Source organism: Mesorhizobium sp. C395A (genome assembly GCF_030323205.1).
Classification (GTDB): Bacteria; Pseudomonadota; Alphaproteobacteria; order Rhizobiales; family Rhizobiaceae; genus Mesorhizobium.
In genome coordinates this window covers 4,267,745-4,283,375 of the sequence record NZ_CP100473.1, presented here as the reverse complement: position 1 = coordinate 4,283,375, position 15,631 = coordinate 4,267,745, and the positions used below count along the sequence as shown (strand labels likewise).

The window sequence follows — 15,631 nt, the reverse complement described above, 5'->3', positions numbered from 1 at the left end:
CGTTTCCAAGACGTGCCGGATAGTATTCCGGCAACACAGTCCGAGCCGATGGCGGCCATCATGTTTGTCTTCGCACGCTTCCTGCTGATGCCGTTCGTCCTCATCGCGGTAACGCTGTTCGCGATGGCATTGCACATTTCCGGAACGGCCCTGCACCACCAGTTCGCCTGGCATCAGACGGTTGCCACAGTGACGGATGTCAGTTCCTACAGCGAAGCCCAGGGTAATGGCCTCACCGCGAAAGGCATCAACGTCGCTGTCACCTATGTCGCGAACGATGCACCGATGACGTGGTCCGGCAAGGGAAAGGACATCGGCCTCTACACGGCGTCCAAAGGCGACGCGGTGAAGTTGTATTACAACCCTGCCAATCCATCGATCCTCGATACCGCGGCGATGAAGGGCTGGCGCGGCGGGCTGTTGCTCCTGGCCGCTACTGGTGGGTTCACTGTTTTTTACGTGTGGTTCTTCTGGCTGCGCGGACGCACCGCACCGCCGGCGTCACCGATGATGCCTTCGGCAGTTCGCGTTGCGGGCGCGAGCGCCAAGCCGCCTCAACAGCAGCGTGGTACTTTCGGCCGGCGTTAGCGCCAATCGCCCGGGTAGCGCTTGCCTAGCGTCCGTGCCTCTGGATAGAAGTGGGCATGAGACTTCTCTTCCTCGGCGACATGGTGGGCAAATCGGGACGTACGGCGGTGTGGGAACAACTGCCCGGCCTGATCTCGGATTTCAAACTCGACTTCGTCATCGTCAATGGCGAGAACGCCGCCGGCGGCTTCGGCATCACCGAAGACATTTTTCGCGACACCATCGCCGCCGGTGCGGATGTCGTCACCACCGGCAACCATGTCTGGGACCAGCGCGACGCACTGGTCTTCGCGCCGCGCGAGGAGCGCTTCTTGCGCCCGTCCAACTTCCCCAAGGGCACGCCGGGGCGCGGTTCCGGCGTCTATATCGCCAAAAACGGCGCGCGCGTGCTGGTCGCCAACATCATGGGCCGGGTGTTCATGCATCCCGAGCTCGACGATCCGTTCCAGGCCGGCGAGCGCGAGCTGGCCGCCTGTCCGCTGGGCGAGCAGGCCGATGCCGTGGTCATCGACTTCCATGCCGAAGCGACCTCGGAGAAAATGTGCTTCGCGCATTTCGTCGACGGCCGCGCCAGCCTCGTCATCGGCACCCATACGCACCAGCCGACGGCCGACCACCAGATCCTCAACGGCGGCACCGGCTACATGTCCGATGCCGGCATGTGCGGCGACTATGATTCCTCGCTCGGCATGGACAAGGAAGAGCCGCTCAACCGCTTCCTGTCGAAAGTGCCGAAAGGCCGCTTCGAGGCGGCGACCGGACCGGCGACATTGTGCGGCGTCGGCGTCACTATTTCCGACCGCACCGGCCTGACCGAGAAGATCGCGCCTTTTCGTCGCGGGCCGCGGCTCGAAGAAACCGCGCCATCCTTCTGGTCTTGACATTGATATAGTCGAGTAAAGTACCTAACTGGCGACGAAACTGCTCTAGATCGTTAAAGAGGGGACGACCTCCATGCAGCTGATCGAGTTCTTTGCGCCGCATTTTCAATTTGTTTCCGATCCAACCGCGTGGGTCGCATTGCTGACGCTGATCGTCCTCGAGGTCGTGCTCGGCATCGACAATCTGATCTTCATCTCGATCCTGACCAACAAATTGCCTGAGGCGCAGCGCGCCCGCGCCCGCCGTCTCGGCATCTCGGCGGCGCTGATCATGCGGCTGGTGCTGCTCGCAACCATCTCCATCATCGTGCAGCTGACGACGCCGGTGTTCACAGCGTTCGGCCATGGCTTTTCCTGGCGCGACCTGATCCTGATTGCCGGCGGCCTGTTCCTGGTCTGGAAGGCGACCAAGGAAATCCACCACACCGTCGATCCCGACGACCACAAGGATACGATGATGGGCGAGACGCTGCAGATCTCGCTTGCCGGCGCCATCTTCCAGATCCTGCTGCTCGATCTCGTCTTTTCGATCGATTCGATCATCACCGCCGTCGGCATGACCGACGAGATTGCCATCATGTACATCGCCGTGATCGTGGCGGTGAGCGTGATGATGCTGGCGGCCGGGCCGCTGGCCAATTTCATCGCCAAGAACCCGAGCATCGTCATGCTGGCGCTGGGCTTCCTGCTGATGATCGGCATGACGCTGATCGCCGACGGCATGGGCTATCATGTGCCGAAGGGCTACATCTACGCCGCGATGGGCTTTTCCGCCCTGGTCGAGGGCCTCAACATGCTGGCGCGGCGAAGGAAGAAATCCAGCGGTGGGCATTGAGGCTGGGCGATCGGGGCGATCCTAGCGCCCCGGCACGCCCTTCGGATAACGGTCGCCGATCAGGCCAAGCGACAGGCCCTGTTCCAGCCATGCCTTTGCGCCGGCAAGAACCAGTGCGAAGCCGTCGGTCGAGCCGACCGCCTGCTTGACCTGCTCGTCGGCGGCGCCGGCGAAGCCGAAATTGCTGACCTCAAGAAAGGTCGCACCGTCAGGCGTTTCGGCGCCGGGCATCTCCGTGAATGTCCAGACCACAGTGGTCGGCGGATCGCTCCATTGCATGACGATCTTCTTGTTCTCGACGATCTCGCTGACATTGACCATCGCCGAGGCCCCGTACATGCGCCACTCCCAGCGAACCTCTTTGCGGCTATCCAGCCGGCCGCTACTGTGGGTAAACCAGAATTTCGTGGTGATGGCCGGGTCGACGATCGCCTCGAAGACCTCGGCGACCGGCCGCCTGATCAGCATGCCGGCTTCGGCAGTCGGCGTTTTGTGAATTTCCATCGATGCTCCTTTCCTTGTCCGGTTTGCGCTCACCAGGCGTCAGGCTCGCGCACCATGTGAACGATGCTGGCCGGGTTGGCGATCCAGAAGCCGCGAAAGCCTTCGCCCAGGGGCTCGACCGCGTCGCAACGGACGACGCCGGCCTTGGCGAGATGATCCGCAATGGCTGCAGAATTGTCGGTGAAAAGCTCAAGCCAGACTTCGGCCTGGCTCAGCATCGGCGCCTCGTCGATCCACAGACGGTTTGGGCCAAGCTCGAAGCCGATGGCCGGCGTCTTGGCGGTGAATGGATTCAAGCCGACGACGTCGCGATAGAAGGCGATCGTCGCCTCGTACTGATGTGACGGGACTTTCATGGCGATGTTGATTCCACCTGTCATTTTCGCGGTCATTGCGGGCTCCGTTGCGCTGTTCATCTGTTTGTCTCGTTGGCCGGCTCGCCCCTCATCTCGCCGCGGTAGTAGCCGTCGCGCAGATTGATGCCGTATTCGACATAGGCCTTCATGCAGGCCAGCATCTGCGACCAGCCCTCGCAATTGAGGTAGGATTTCTGCAGGCCGACCACGCCTTCCGGCCAGCCGGATTCAGCAATGGTCACAAGGGTGCCGCCATCGTCCAGCGGCTCGAAGTTCATCTCGATGCGTGTCTTGTAGGCGGGCTTGCCTTCGGCATCGGTGGCATCCCAGCGCAGCACGATATGGCGGTCCTTGATCACCTCATCGACTTCGACGGGCACCTTGCCCCACCAGACCACCCCGGTGCCGGCCTTCAGCGGCGCGCTGGCGCCGCCGATGGTGGTGAAATAGCCACTCAGCTTTTTGGGATTGACGACGGCGTCGAAGACTTCGGCGACCGGTTTGCCGATGCGCCCGGAAACTCTGAATCCAAGAGACATATCCACAGCTCCTCCTTGATTGGCTCGACGATATGTTATAGAAACATAACATGTCAAGCCAAACCGCAGACGATCACGTTTTCAAGGCGTTGGCGCATCCGCGCCGTCGCGAATTGCTGGATCGGCTGAAGGATGCGCCGCAGACGACCGGCATGTTGTGCGAGGCGTTTCCCGACATCGATCGCTGCACCGTCATGCTGCATCTCAAGGTGCTGGAAGAAGCCGAACTGGTGGTGGCAAAGCGCCAAGGGCGAGAGCGCTGGAACCATCTCAACGCGCTGCCGATCAAGCACATCCACGACCGCTGGATCAGCCAGTATGCCGGCCATGCGCTCAGCATTATCGACCGGCTGAAGTCCGATCTGGAGGGCTGAACCGGCGCGGCTGGACGAATTGAGCCGATTTATCTATAAGCCGGCCATTCCGACAGAGAACGCCGTGCATCCATCGCGTTGCACCTTGGACGGCTCTGAAAATTTGAATTCGAGTACCCGGGAGGACGAGGTGAGACCACCTCGCTTCGGGATGCTCTAGCCGAAGACGACAGGGGTGCCATGGCCGGCCATTCACAGTTCAAGAACATCATGCACCGCAAGGGCCGGCAGGACGCGGTGCGGTCGAAAATGTTTTCCAAGCTGGCGCGCGAAATCACCGTCGCCGCCAAGAGCGGAACACCGGATCCGTCGATGAACCCGCGTTTGCGCCTGGCCATTCAGAACGCCAAGGCGGTGTCGATGCCGAAGGACAACATCCAGCGCGCCATCAACAAGGCATCGATGGGCGATGCCGAGAATTACGAAGCGGTGCGCTATGAAGGCTATGGGCCAGGCGGCGTGGCGCTGATCGTCGAGGCGCTGACCGACAACCGCAACCGCTCGGCCTCGAACGTGCGCGCCGCCTTCACCAAAGCCGGGGGTGCGCTTGGTGAAACCGGCTCGGTGTCGTTCATGTGGAACCGCGCCGGCGAGATTTACTATCCGGCCTCCGCCGGCAGCGCCGACAAGGTGATGGACGCGGCGATCGAGGCCGGCGCCGATGACGTCGAGTCCGACGAGGAAGGCCACACCATCTACTGTGCGTTCGAGAGTATGGGCGAAGTGTCTAAGGCGCTGGAAGCCTCGCTTGGCGAGGCCGAATCGGTGAAGCCGATCTGGCAGCCGCAGAACAATGTCCCGGTCGACGAAGAGCGGGCGCAATCGCTGATGAAACTGGTGGCAACGCTCGAGGACGATGACGACGTGCAGAGCGTCTACGCCAATTTCGAGGTCGACGACGAGACCATGGCCAAGCTCAGCGCGGCGTAGGTCCGTGCAATACAGTCGGATGCGAATATTGCTGTATGACGGCGGCCTGCCTATAGATTAGTCAGTTATCAGGGGGGGCCGATGACCGACTATAAAGAGGCAAGTTTTGCCGATGCGGTGGCCTGGCCTCGCCGGCCCGGCATATGGCGACGGTTTCTCGCTGCACTCATCGACTACCTTGTAATCCTGATCGCCCTCTATTTGCTCGTAGGGGCTCTATTTCTGCTGACCAACGGTGGCGTAAAAGGCAGCTTTTGGCTGAACTGGAAACTATGCCAGGAGGGTACGGTTCACGGTGCCCCGACACTTGCCCGTTATGATTGGCAGGTGTGTAGAACATCAGTACTCGGTTTGCCGGTCGCCATATGGAGCGTGGGTACGGCGCCGGGCTCAAAGCCTGGAGAAACCTCCTCCATCTCGATCGATCTGGATTCGCAAGGGAATTTCAGGCCTGCAGCATTGGACCTGGGTTTCCTCGAGCTGATCGCTCTGGCGTCTTATCTCCTCGTTATGGAGTTGAAGTCCGGCCAATCAATCGGCAAGCGGCTCACGGAGCTCACTGTACATGATGAGGACGACAGACATAGGGTCGGCCTGCCGGCGAGAAAGGCTGTTCGGCGGCAACTTATCAAGTTTCTCGGCGCATTACCGATCGTCCTGACGGGAAGCTGGTATGCTTTTCAGGCTTGGGGCACCGCTCCCGGTGGCGTGCAGGATTACTCCAGCCTGGAAATAGTGGTTGCATCCGCTGCCCTCGTTTTGGTGCTGATCTGGCCGGTCTGGATTGCGATATCCATAGCTCTGGGCGACGACCCGATACACGATCGATTCGCAAATACCACGGTGCGCATACAGGAGGCCCAGACATGAGTGTGCCGGAGAGGCCCCGCGTGGTCATCACCTATTGCACGCAGTGCCAGTGGCTGTTGCGGGCCGGCTGGATGGCGCAGGAACTGCTCTCCACCTTCGGCACGGATCTTGGTGAAGTGACGCTGGTGCCGGGCACAGGCGGCATCTTCACCGTTTCCTGCAACGATGTGCTGGTCTGGGACCGCAAGCGCGACGGCGGCTTTCCCGATGCCGCCAAGCTCAAGCAGCTGGTGCGCGACGTCATCGATCCGGGCCGCGATCTCGGTCATTCCGACCGCAAGGGTCACACGCAAAAGGACCCCGCTTGAGGCGAGGTCCTTGCGTTTGCGAAGTGTCATTTTTCAGAGCAATGCGAACATGAAGCAGGCCATCGACACGATGGCGGTGATGGTGCGGACGTGGTTCCACATCACCCATTGATTCAGATGGTTCGCCCACACGGCTGCGCCATTGGCGCTGGCCGGGTCGACGGCGGCGAGCGCATCGTTGAGCGGCACATTGAAGACCATGGTCACGATCGGGTTGCCGATCAAATAGATCACGGCGCCGGCAAGCAGCCAGTATGAGCCGGACTGGCTCCACCCCATGAGAACGGCGGCGATAAGCACCAGACAGAGCAGGCCGGTGCCGAACAGCGCCGTCATGAAGGTGGGCGTGATCACCGTGATGTTGATCGAATTCATCGCTGCGATGCCTTGGGGGACCGGCAGCCGGGCAAGCGCCGCCATGATAAAGTCGGAAAAGGCGAAGAACACGCCGCCGACGACGCCCGAGCCGATGGCGGCGATGATGGTGAGGGTGGGAAGAAGCTTGATCATCTCAGTTGCTCCAGATGCCGGTTGCAGCGGTTTCATTTGCGTAGGCGGAAAAGTCTTTCGGCGCGCGGCCGAGCACACGCTGGACGCCGTCGGTCAGCGTCTCGTTGCGGCCGTCAAGCACTTCGGTGAACAGCTCGTTGAGCAGCCAGGCGATTTCGGGCGGCAGTTCGTATGCCGCCGTCGCGGCGGTGAATTCGTCATGCGAGATCTTGATATAGCGGATGTCGCGGCCGGTCGCCTTGGCGATCTCGGCAACCGCGTCGGCGAAGCTTAGCAGCCGCGGCCCGGTCAACTCATAGAGCTGGCCGACATGACCCGGTTCGGTCAGCGCAACGAAGGCAGCATCGGCGATGTCGTCGACATCGACGAAGGGCTCGCCAACAGGGCCGACAGGCAAAGCCACTTCGCCTTGCCGCAAGGACTCGACGAGAAAACCTTCACTGAAATTCTGCGAAAACCAAGCGCAACGCAGGATCGTCCAGTCAGCGCCCGAGGCTTTGACCATCTCTTCGGCGCGCTGGGCTTCGGTCTCGCCGCGGCCGGAGAGCAGCACCATGCGGGTGACGCCATTTGCCACCGCAAGCCTGGCGAAGGCGCCGACGGTCTCGGCGGCGCCCGGCACGGCGATGTCGGGATAGTAACTGATGTAGACGGCGCCCACGCCCTGCATGGCAGGCTCCCAGGTCGCCGGAACCTCCCAGTCGAAGCGGGGGCTGCCGGAACGCGAGCCGATGCGCACGGGAATGCCCTGTGAGGTCAGCCGCCCGGCGAGGCGACGGCCGGTCTTGCCAGTGCCACCGAGGATCAGGACTGGTTTGGTGTCGGTCATGGTGGTTTTCCTTTGTTACAAATATGAGTAATCCTCACATTTGCAAAATGTGATAAACCCTCGTATTTTGGGAGTCAAGCCGTTTGTTGGCAGATTTTGTCGAGACCGGAGGCCGTCATGGAAGACACAGCAACGCCCGCATCTGCCCAGGAGCAGGTCGCATCGCCGCGACGGGCGCCCACCCAGCAGCGCAGCCGCGAGCGGGTCGAGCGCATGCTGGCCGCAGCCTCGGCGCTGATTGCCGAGCAAGGCAGCGACGCCATGCGCATGGGCGAGGTGGCGGAGCGGGCCGCGGTGTCGATCGGCTCGCTCTACCAGTTCTTTCCCGACAAGCGGGCGATCGTCTGGGCGCTGGCCGAGCGCTACACCGCCGAAAGCCAGGCCTGCATCTCCTCGGCGCTCAAGGATGTCGTCGACGCCGAGGGCCTGCGGCAGGCGTTTTCGGAGCTGGTGGATATCTACTATCAGCTGTTCCTGGCCGAGCCGGTGATGCGCGACATCTGGTCGGGCACGCAGGCCGACAAGGCGCTGCGCCAGCTCGAACTCGCCGACAGCCGGGCGAATGCCGAATTCCTGACCATGGTGCTGAAGCGGCTGCATCCCGGCGCCGATCCGGTGGCGCTGGAGACGACGGCCTTCCTCGTCTGGCAGATGGGCGAGGCTGCCGTGCGGCTGGCGATCTCGGTCGACCGGCAGGAGGGCGACAGGCTGGTCGCCGCCTACAAGCGCATGGCGCTGCGGGAATTGGTGGACGGGTAGGCTCGCACCACTCTGGGAAGGGTCGCTTCGAAGCAGCAGGGTGGAGGCGTCGGACCGCACCCGACCCTGGGCGACCTCCCCACAAGCGGGAGGTATCGGCGCGTTAGCTCGAAGCGACTGACTTTGGCGGCAACAAAAAAACCCGCCACAAAGGCGGGTTCTTGATTCAGCGATACAGGTAAACTTTAGAGGCCGAAGCCTTCGAAGCGCTTCTTGAACTTCGACAGGCGGCCGCCGCGGTCGAGCAGGGTCTGCTGGCCGCCGGTCCAGGCCGGGTGCGTGGTCGGATCGATATCGAGGTTCATCGTATCGCCTTCCTTGCCCCAGGTCGAACGGGTCGAGTATTCGGTGCCATCGGTCATGACGACCTTGATGGTGTGGTAGTCGGGATGGATATCGGCCTTCATTGTCGTGCTTCCTGGCTTGCGGCGCTACAGACGGGCCCGCGGCCTGCGTCGATGCGCCCCTTTTTAAAACTCGAAGCCGCAGCTATTGAAAAGCCACGGCTTCTAAAACGGTCGGCGAGCCTATACATCAGCCGGAATTGAATCACAAGGCCACGGCAGGCGCATATTGAACGCGCCCACCTGGAGCGGCCAGAGGAAACGGTCATGGCGGACATCAGCGGCGAGCAAGACGGGCGCAGGCGCTCGCTCGGGCCGCTCAGGCGCCTGTATCCCTACATATTCCGCTACCGCAAACTGGTCATAGGCGCCCTCATTTCGCTCGCCATCGCCGCGGCGACGACGCTGGCGCTGCCGCTGGCCGTGCGGCGCATGATCGATCACGGTTTCAGTGCTTCCGGCACCGTCTTCATCGCCGAGTATTTCGCCGCTTTGGTGGCGATGGCAGCCATTCTGGCGGCAGCGTCGGCCGGACGCTACTACTTCGTCATCACGCTCGGCGAGCGGGTCGTTGCCGACATCCGCAGCGACGTGTTTTCGCATGTCACGACGCTTTCGCCGTCCTTCTTCGACACCGCGCAATCGGGCGAGATCGTCTCGCGGCTTGCCGCCGACACCACGCAGGTGAAATCCGCGGTCGGCGCCACCGCCTCGGTGGCGTTGCGCAACGTCATCCTCGGGCTCGGCGCGGTGGCGATGATGGTCGTCACCAGCCCGAAACTGTCGGGCCTGGTGATCGCGGCCATTCCGCTCATCGTACTGCCGCTGGTCGCGTTCGGCCGTTCGGTGAGGCGCCGGTCACGGCAGGCGCAGGACACGCTGGCGCAAGCGACCGCCTATGCCAGCGAGCAGATCGGCGCGGTGCGCACGCTGCAGGCGTTCACCAACGAGACGCTGGTCACCGGGCGGTTCTCGGCCGCGGTGGAAGCCGCCTTCCAGGCGGCGCGCTCGTCGATCTTCTCCCGCTCGCTGCTCACCTTCTTTGCCATCTTCATGATCTTTTCCTCGGTCGTGGCGGTGTTGTGGTTCGGCTCGCGTGACGTGCTTGCCGGCACGATGTCGCCCGGCACGCTCGGCCAGTTCCTGCTTTACTCCGTGTTTGCCGCAGGCGCGCTGGGCGCACTGTCGGAAGTCTGGGGCGAGCTTGCCCAGGCGGCGGGTGCGGCCGAAAGGCTGACCGAGATACTCGACGAGACGCCGGCGATTCAACCGCCGGCCAATCCGCTGCCGCTGCCCGCCAAGGCGACAGGCGCGATCAGTTTCGACGACGTCTCCTTCTCCTACCCGGCAAGGCCGGACCGTGCCGCCGTCCACGGCTTGAGTTTTCAGGTCAAGCCCGGCGAGACGGTGGCGATCGTCGGCCCGTCGGGCGCCGGAAAGAGCACCGTCTTTTCGCTGATCCTGCGCTTCTACGATCCCGAAACTGGCCGCATCGCCATTGACGGCGTCGACGTGCGCGAAGCCGATCCGGCTGAAGTGCGGGAGCGCATTGCGATCGTGCCGCAGGATGTCACCATCTTTGCGGCAAGCGCGCGCGACAATATCGGCTTTGGCCGGCCGGGCGCGACGAATGCCGAGATCGAGGCCGCCGCCAGGGACGCGCTGGCCGACGAGTTCATCCTCAGGCTCGACAAGGGCTACGACAGCCAGGTCGGCGAGCGCGGTGTGACCTTGTCCGGCGGCCAGCGCCAGCGCGTGGCGATCGCCCGCGCCATCCTGCGCGACGCGCCGATCCTGCTGCTCGACGAGGCCACGTCGGCGCTCGACGCCGAAAGCGAAACGCTGGTGCAGACGGCGCTGGAACGGCTGATGCAGGGCCGCACCACCATCGTCATCGCCCACCGGCTGGCGACCGTGCTGAAGGCCGACCGCATCCTGGTCATGGATGGCGGCCGCATCGTCGAGGAAGGCACGCACCAGAGCCTGGTCGCCAAGGGCGGAATCTATGCAAGGCTGGCCAAGCTGCAGTTCGAAACCGGAGCAAGCGCCTTCAGGGGTGCCGCGGAGTAGCAACCCGCAATCAGGCGGGACCATACCGCTTGCGGAGATGCTCGGTGAAATACGCGGCGTTGAGCTTTTCCCCGGTGGCGCGCTCAAGCAGTTCGGGCGTCGACCAGCGGGATCCCTGCGACCAGATATTGTCGCGGCGCCAGTCATTGATGGCGGCGAAATTGCCCTTGGCGAGGTCGCTGTCGGCTGAAGGATGGTCGCGCGTCAGCGCAGCCCATTGCTGCGCCGCCATCATAGCGCCCAGCGTATAGGACGGGAAATAGCCGAAGGCGGCGCCTGGCCAATGCACGTCCTGCATCGGTCCGTCGGCTGGGTTGTCGATGGTCGAAAGGCCAAGATACTCCCGCATCTTGGCGTCCCAGGCTTCGGGCAGGTCGGCCGCCTGCAGCCGCCCCGAGACCACCTCCTGCTCCAACTCGTAGCGCAGGATGACATGCAGCGGGTAGGTGACCTCGTCGGCGTCGACGCGGATCAGGCCGCGCTCGACCCGGTGCACATGCGGCAGGATGTCGTCGAGCGACCAGGCTTCGCCGAGATGCTTTTCGACCACGGGCAGCGCCCAGCGCCAGAATTCGGGGTTGCGGCCGACCTGTTTCTCGACGAACAGACTCTGGCTTTCATGCACCGCCATGCCGCGCGCCTTGCCGAGCGGCCAGTGCGCCCAGGCCTTCGGCAGGTTCTGCTCGTAGAGCGCGTGGCCGGTCTCGTGCAGCACGCCCATCAAAGCCGACAGGAAATCGGACGTTTTGTAGCGGGTGGTGATGCGAACGTCGCTCGGCACCCCGCCGCAGAAAGGATGGTGCGATACGGACAGAGAACCATGGGTGAGGTCGAAGCCGACCGAAGCCATCATGGCGAGACCAAGCTCGCGCTGTTTGTCGATCGCATAGCTGCCGGAGAGCGGCTTCAGCGGGCGCTTGGCCAGTCGCGCTTCCTGTACGGCCAGCGCTTCCGGCACGAAGCCCTTCAGGAATGTCTTCAGCTCGGTGAAGACCGGCGTGATGTCGGCGGCCCGGTTGCCAGGATCGTATTGCTCCATCAGTGCGTCGTAGGGATCGAGGCCGAGCGCGTCGGCGCGCAAAGCGGCTTCCTCGCGCACCAGCGCGATGACACCTTCGAGCGCCGGCAGGAATCCGGCCCAGTCGTTCTTGGCGCGCAGGTCGCGCCAGAGTTGCTCCGAGCGCATGCGCGCTACCGTCTGGCGCTCGACGAATTCGACCGGCAGGCAGGTCAGGTTGGTGTATTGGCGACGCAGTTCGCGGACCGCCGCCTGCTGCTCCTCGTTGAGCGCTTCAGCTTCTGCAGCGGCGAGCCAGTCGGCGATCTCCGGCGCGGTAGCCCTGATATGCAGCATGCCGGCAAGGGAAGACATCGCTTCGGCGCGCTTCTCGCCGCCGCCGACGGCCATGTGGGTCGCCTCGTCGGCGCCGAGGATGGCGAGCGCATGTTCCAGCGCTTCGAGCTTGTGGCCGAGATCATCGAGCTTCTGAAAAGACATGACAGGTTCCGCGTTTTGGACCGCGGGAAAAGATACCAACGCGCCAGGATTGGCAACCCTCAAAGGTGGCTATGCAGCTTGCGCCGGTGAGCTGGTGCGTGGAATGCTGGCTGACGGTGGAACACCGCCATGGAGGGGAGACTAAGATGATCGGCAATATCCTGGTCGGGCTGGTGGCCCTGATCCACCTCTTTATCGTCTATCTGGAGATGGTGGCGTGGGACACACCGCGCGGGCACAGGGCGTTCAACCTCAAGCCGGACTTCGCCAGCGCATCGAAGGTGCTCGCCGCCAATCAGGGGCTCTACAACGGCTTCCTTGCCGCCGGGCTGATCTGGGGCCTCTATCTCGGCGCGGCGGGATTCCAGATCAAGGTGTTCTTCCTGCTTTGCATCGCCGTCGCCGGCCTCTATGGCGCGGCGACTGCCAGCCGGAAGATCCTCTATATTCAGACCGTGCCGGCGGTGCTGGCCCTCGCTGCGCTGTGGCTGGGCTGGTGACAAAAAAGACGCCCTCGGAGCCAGATCCGGGGGCGTCAGACAGTCCCTTCCTCATTCCTGGAGATATCAGAGCGGATCTCAGCCGTTCGGATAATTTCCGCCGTCGGAGCCATCACCGATCATGAAGCCGCTGCCGGTGTCGGACATCAGCCTCTGATCGACATTGTCGAGGCGGCGCAGCAGATCGTGATATTGCGCGGCCGGGATCCGGCCATGGTCCGAAGCGGCGACCCGTTCGGCGGGCTGGCCGATATGCGCAGCACGCAGATGCAGCCACTGCGCTTCCGAGGTCGAGATGCCCTTCGTCTCGCGCGCATCCGTGATGCCCTGTTCGACGCCCCGCACCTGCTCGATCAGGCCGGTCACGCGCGGACCGGTCATGTCGGTCGGGTCGCTGGCGTCGAGGGCGCCCTTGTGATGTCCGGCGGCATAGGCGCCGGCGAGTGGAACAGTGATCAGAAGTGTCGTGAGGGTTGCGGTCCTGAGAGTCTTCAAAGAGCGCATGATGTGCGTCTCCTCCTGCTATGGAAGGGGCAAGCGCTTTCGCTCCGCCTTCCGGAAGCGGGCCGTCCGGTTCCGTCGCGTCGCGATGGGAGGCATCGCCGGCGGTTCTCGGCCCTGCGCGTCAAAGTAGGAGCCCGGAAACGCGAAGTGTAATTAAAGAAAGATAATGTTTTCAGGCCTTGCCGACCTGGCGTTGCGCTCTAGAGTTGAGCCGGCAAACAATTTCGCGTGACTGAAAATCACCGTTCGGTGAGCTTCAGTTCAATGCGTCGGTTCTTGTTGCGGGCGTCTTCGGTGTCGGCGGGGTCGAGCGGCTGGAATTCGCCGAAGCCGGCCGCAACCAGCCGGTTGGCGGGCACGCCGTTCTCGATCAGGAACTTGACCACCGAGGTCGAACGCGCCGTCGACAATTCCCAATTGTCGCGATAGCGGCCGGCGCCGGACAGCGGCTTGTTGTCGGTGTGGCCGTCGACGCGCAGCACCCAGTTGATCTCGGGCGGGATTTCCTTTTGCAACTCGATGATGGCATCGGCGAGCTTCTTCATCTCGACTTTGCCGGCATCGTTGATCACTTCCGACCCGGTCGGGAACAGAACTTCCGACTGGAAGACGAAGCGGTCGCCGACGATGCGGATGTTCTCGCGGTCGGCGAGGATTTCGCGCAGGCGGCCGAAGAAGTCGGAGCGATAGCGGTTCAGCTCCTGCACGCGCTGCGCCAGCGCGACGTTGAGCCGACGGCCGAGATCGGCGATCTTGGTGTTGGAATCGCGGTCGCGCGTTTCGGACACATTGAGGGCGTCCTCGAGCGCGCCGATCTGCTTGCGCAGTGCTGCGATCTGCTGGTTCAGGATCTCGACCTGGCTCAGCGCCTGCTGGCTGATCTGGCGCTGGCTGTCGAGTTCGCCGCCGAGTTCCGCGGCGCGCTGGGTGGCGGCGTCGCCGGCGCCGGCACCTTGTGCCAGCAGCTGCTCGAGCCGGCTCTTCTCAGCTTCCGCGGCCGACAGCGACGCCTGCAGATTGGCCAGCGAATCGTCCTTGTCCTGCGCGCTCGAGCGCTCCAGCGCCAGCAACTGCGTCAGTTCGTTGATCTGCGAGTTGAGGCGCGTGAGCGCCGTATCTTTGCCGGAGAGTTCGCGTCCGAGCAGGAACTGCGCCAGCACGAAAACGGTGAGCAGGAACATGATGGCCAGCAGCAGCGTCGACAGCGCGTCGACGAAGCCCGGCCAATAGTCGATGCGGCGATCGGTGCGCCGGCCCCTGGCGAGAGCCATGCTAGTGGACCCCGGGTTTCTTCAGCGCGTCGGCGATCTTTTCCAGCGTGTTGCGCATCGCCTTCTGCTCGTCCGACTGGGCCTCGACCCAGTCGCGCATGATCTGCTGCTCGGAGCGCATGTTCTTGACCAGGCCGGAAATGCCGTCGGCGAGATTGGCCATGGCGGTGGCGACGCGCGGATTGGAGCCGCCGCCGCTTTCCTGCATGCTGCGCAGCCGTTCCGACAGGACCCGGATCTCGTCGGAGGATTCAGTCTTGGCCGGGTCGGCGACGGCGATGTCGGAGGAGAGATCGGTGACCGAGGACAGCCAGTTTTCAAGCTCGGTATAGAAGCGGGTCTGCGCGCGGCCGGCCTGCAGGTCGAGGAAGCCTAGCACCAGCGACCCGGAAAGGCCGAACAGCGAGGACGAAAAGGCCGTACCCATGCCGGCCAGCGGCGCCGACAGCCCCTGCTTCAGCGAATCGAGCACGGCGGCGGCGTCGCCGGTGCCGGGATCGAGCGATTCGATGGTTTCGCGGATCGAGCCGATGGTGTTGAGCAGGCCCCAGAAGGTGCCGAGCAGACCGAGGAACACCAGCAACCCGACGAGATAGCGCGAGGTGTCGCGGCTTTCGTCGAGGCGGGTGGCGATCGAATCCAGCATGGTGCGCATCGAAGACGTCGAGAAGGCGACCGTCGAGGAGCGGCCGATCATCGCCTTCATCGGCGCCAGCAGCACCGGCTCGGTGGTTTCGGAACCGGCGCGGAAGGAATTGACCCAGCGCACTTCGCGAAACAGTCGTCCGACCTGGGCGAAGGCAAGCAGGATGCCGACCACAAGGACGCCGACGATCAGGCCGTTGAGGCCGGGATTGCTCCCGAAAGCGGTCGAGATCTGGCGGGTGAGGATGGCGGCGATGAAGGCGACGATGACCAGGAAGATGACCATGGTCAGGAGGAAGACCTGCGGGCTCGACAGTTTGTGCGGATCGTACATCAGGACATCAGAACGCCTGCCCACGCCGAAGGATCTGAGAAAAGCCATCCGTGCCCCGTTTCCGATGCTCTATTTGCCTTGACGCAATTCCGAACGGGAAGCCGCTCATACTTCCCTGGAACCGCTCCAGTGCCGCCGACCACGTAATTCGCGACTCTAAACGGAATTGTGACCAAATTGAA

Annotated in this window: 20 protein-coding genes; 10 read left to right on the top strand and 10 right to left on the bottom strand. The window is 63.2% G+C overall.

Annotation, left to right across the window (positions count from 1 at the left end):
• The first annotated feature begins 60 nt into the window (after positions 1-60).
• The 3 genes from NLY37_RS20985 (at position 61) to NLY37_RS20975 (ending at position 2,304) form a co-directional block, all read left to right on the top strand.
• The gene (locus NLY37_RS20985; protein WP_196813862.1) at positions 61-588 is read left to right on the top strand and encodes a DUF3592 domain-containing protein; all 528 of its coding nucleotides are present in this window, start codon (positions 61-63) and stop codon (positions 586-588) included.
• A 56-nt stretch (positions 589-644) separates the two neighbouring features.
• Complete coding sequence (locus NLY37_RS20980) at positions 645-1,469, top strand: TIGR00282 family metallophosphoesterase (protein WP_023668734.1); 825 nt, start codon at positions 645-647, stop codon at positions 1,467-1,469.
• Positions 1,470-1,542: 73 nt separating this feature from the next.
• Positions 1,543-2,304, top strand: a complete 762-nt coding sequence (locus tag NLY37_RS20975) for a TerC family protein (protein ID WP_023694576.1) — start codon at positions 1,543-1,545, stop codon at positions 2,302-2,304.
• Positions 2,305-2,325: 21 nt separating this feature from the next.
• Here the strand turns inward: NLY37_RS20975 and NLY37_RS20970 are convergent, their stop codons facing one another.
• The 3 genes from NLY37_RS20970 to NLY37_RS20960 are packed head-to-tail and all read right to left on the bottom strand — an operon-like array spanning position 2,326 to position 3,703.
• Positions 2,326-2,808, bottom strand: a complete 483-nt coding sequence (locus NLY37_RS20970; RefSeq protein WP_023742234.1) for an SRPBCC family protein — start codon at positions 2,806-2,808, stop codon at positions 2,326-2,328.
• A gap of 29 nt (positions 2,809-2,837) precedes the next feature.
• Positions 2,838-3,200 carry a VOC family protein gene (locus NLY37_RS20965; protein WP_023700266.1) on the bottom strand — a complete coding sequence of 121 codons (363 nt, stop codon included), beginning with the start codon at positions 3,198-3,200 and terminating at the stop codon, positions 2,838-2,840.
• A gap of 20 nt (positions 3,201-3,220) precedes the next feature.
• Entirely contained in the window at positions 3,221-3,703 is a 483-nt protein-coding gene (locus tag NLY37_RS20960) for an SRPBCC domain-containing protein (protein WP_023668738.1), read from the bottom strand.
• Between the two features lie 50 nt (positions 3,704-3,753).
• Here NLY37_RS20960 and NLY37_RS20955 point away from each other — a divergent pair, with 50 nt between their 5' ends.
• The 4 genes from NLY37_RS20955 (at position 3,754) to NLY37_RS20940 (ending at position 6,185) form a co-directional block, all read left to right on the top strand.
• Positions 3,754-4,077, top strand: coding sequence for an ArsR/SmtB family transcription factor (locus NLY37_RS20955; protein ID WP_023668739.1), 324 nt, complete (start codon positions 3,754-3,756; stop codon positions 4,075-4,077).
• Positions 4,078-4,257: 180 nt separating this feature from the next.
• Positions 4,258-5,007: a YebC/PmpR family DNA-binding transcriptional regulator gene (locus tag NLY37_RS20950; RefSeq protein WP_023668740.1), complete on the top strand. Its 750-nt coding sequence runs from the start codon at positions 4,258-4,260 to the stop codon at positions 5,005-5,007.
• A gap of 81 nt (positions 5,008-5,088) precedes the next feature.
• Entirely contained in the window at positions 5,089-5,877 is a 789-nt protein-coding gene (locus NLY37_RS20945) for an RDD family protein (RefSeq protein ID WP_023742235.1), read from the top strand.
• Complete coding sequence (locus NLY37_RS20940; RefSeq protein WP_023668742.1) at positions 5,874-6,185, top strand: Rdx family protein; 312 nt, start codon at positions 5,874-5,876, stop codon at positions 6,183-6,185. Before NLY37_RS20945 ends, NLY37_RS20940 begins: the two co-directional genes overlap by 4 nt.
• Positions 6,186-6,218: 33 nt before the next feature.
• Here the strand turns inward: NLY37_RS20940 and NLY37_RS20935 are convergent, their stop codons facing one another.
• Positions 6,219-6,695, bottom strand: coding sequence for an anthrone oxygenase family protein (locus tag NLY37_RS20935; protein WP_023698432.1), 477 nt, complete (start codon positions 6,693-6,695; stop codon positions 6,219-6,221).
• Between the two features lies 1 nt (position 6,696).
• On the bottom strand, positions 6,697-7,524 hold the full coding sequence (locus NLY37_RS20930; protein ID WP_023668744.1) for an NAD(P)H-binding protein: 828 nt from the start codon (positions 7,522-7,524) through the stop codon (positions 6,697-6,699).
• Positions 7,525-7,641: 117 nt separating this feature from the next.
• Here NLY37_RS20930 and NLY37_RS20925 point away from each other — a divergent pair, with 117 nt between their 5' ends.
• The gene (locus NLY37_RS20925; RefSeq protein WP_023684159.1) at positions 7,642-8,283 is read left to right on the top strand and encodes a TetR/AcrR family transcriptional regulator; all 642 of its coding nucleotides are present in this window, start codon (positions 7,642-7,644) and stop codon (positions 8,281-8,283) included.
• Positions 8,284-8,468: 185 nt separating this feature from the next.
• Here the strand turns inward: NLY37_RS20925 and rpmE are convergent, their stop codons facing one another.
• Positions 8,469-8,690 carry a 50S ribosomal protein L31 gene (rpmE, locus tag NLY37_RS20920; protein ID WP_023668748.1) on the bottom strand — a complete coding sequence of 74 codons (222 nt, stop codon included), beginning with the start codon at positions 8,688-8,690 and terminating at the stop codon, positions 8,469-8,471.
• A gap of 204 nt (positions 8,691-8,894) precedes the next feature.
• On the opposite strand from rpmE, the gene NLY37_RS20915 reads away from it, so the two are divergent.
• Positions 8,895-10,697 (top strand): ABC transporter transmembrane domain-containing protein, encoded by a 1,803-nt coding sequence (locus NLY37_RS20915; RefSeq protein WP_023668749.1) that lies wholly within the window; start codon positions 8,895-8,897, stop codon positions 10,695-10,697.
• Positions 10,698-10,707: 10 nt separating this feature from the next.
• On the opposite strand, the gene NLY37_RS20910 is transcribed toward NLY37_RS20915, so the two are convergent.
• Positions 10,708-12,195, bottom strand: a complete 1,488-nt coding sequence (locus tag NLY37_RS20910; RefSeq protein WP_023742236.1) for a carboxypeptidase M32 — start codon at positions 12,193-12,195, stop codon at positions 10,708-10,710.
• Between the two features lie 146 nt (positions 12,196-12,341).
• Between NLY37_RS20910 and NLY37_RS20905 the strand changes: the two genes are divergently transcribed.
• Complete coding sequence (locus NLY37_RS20905; RefSeq protein WP_023668751.1) at positions 12,342-12,695, top strand: DUF1304 domain-containing protein; 354 nt, start codon at positions 12,342-12,344, stop codon at positions 12,693-12,695.
• 78 nt (positions 12,696-12,773) lie between these two features.
• On the opposite strand, the gene NLY37_RS20900 is transcribed toward NLY37_RS20905, so the two are convergent.
• From NLY37_RS20900 to NLY37_RS20890, 3 genes are all read right to left on the bottom strand, one after another.
• Entirely contained in the window at positions 12,774-13,199 is a 426-nt protein-coding gene (locus NLY37_RS20900) for a hypothetical protein (RefSeq protein ID WP_023742237.1), read from the bottom strand.
• Positions 13,200-13,438: 239 nt separating this feature from the next.
• Entirely contained in the window at positions 13,439-14,470 is a 1,032-nt protein-coding gene (locus NLY37_RS20895) for a peptidoglycan -binding protein (RefSeq protein ID WP_023684164.1), read from the bottom strand.
• Between the two features lies 1 nt (position 14,471).
• Positions 14,472-15,497: a MotA/TolQ/ExbB proton channel family protein gene (locus tag NLY37_RS20890; protein ID WP_023668754.1), complete on the bottom strand. Its 1,026-nt coding sequence runs from the start codon at positions 15,495-15,497 to the stop codon at positions 14,472-14,474.
• Positions 15,498-15,631 lie beyond the last annotated feature (134 nt).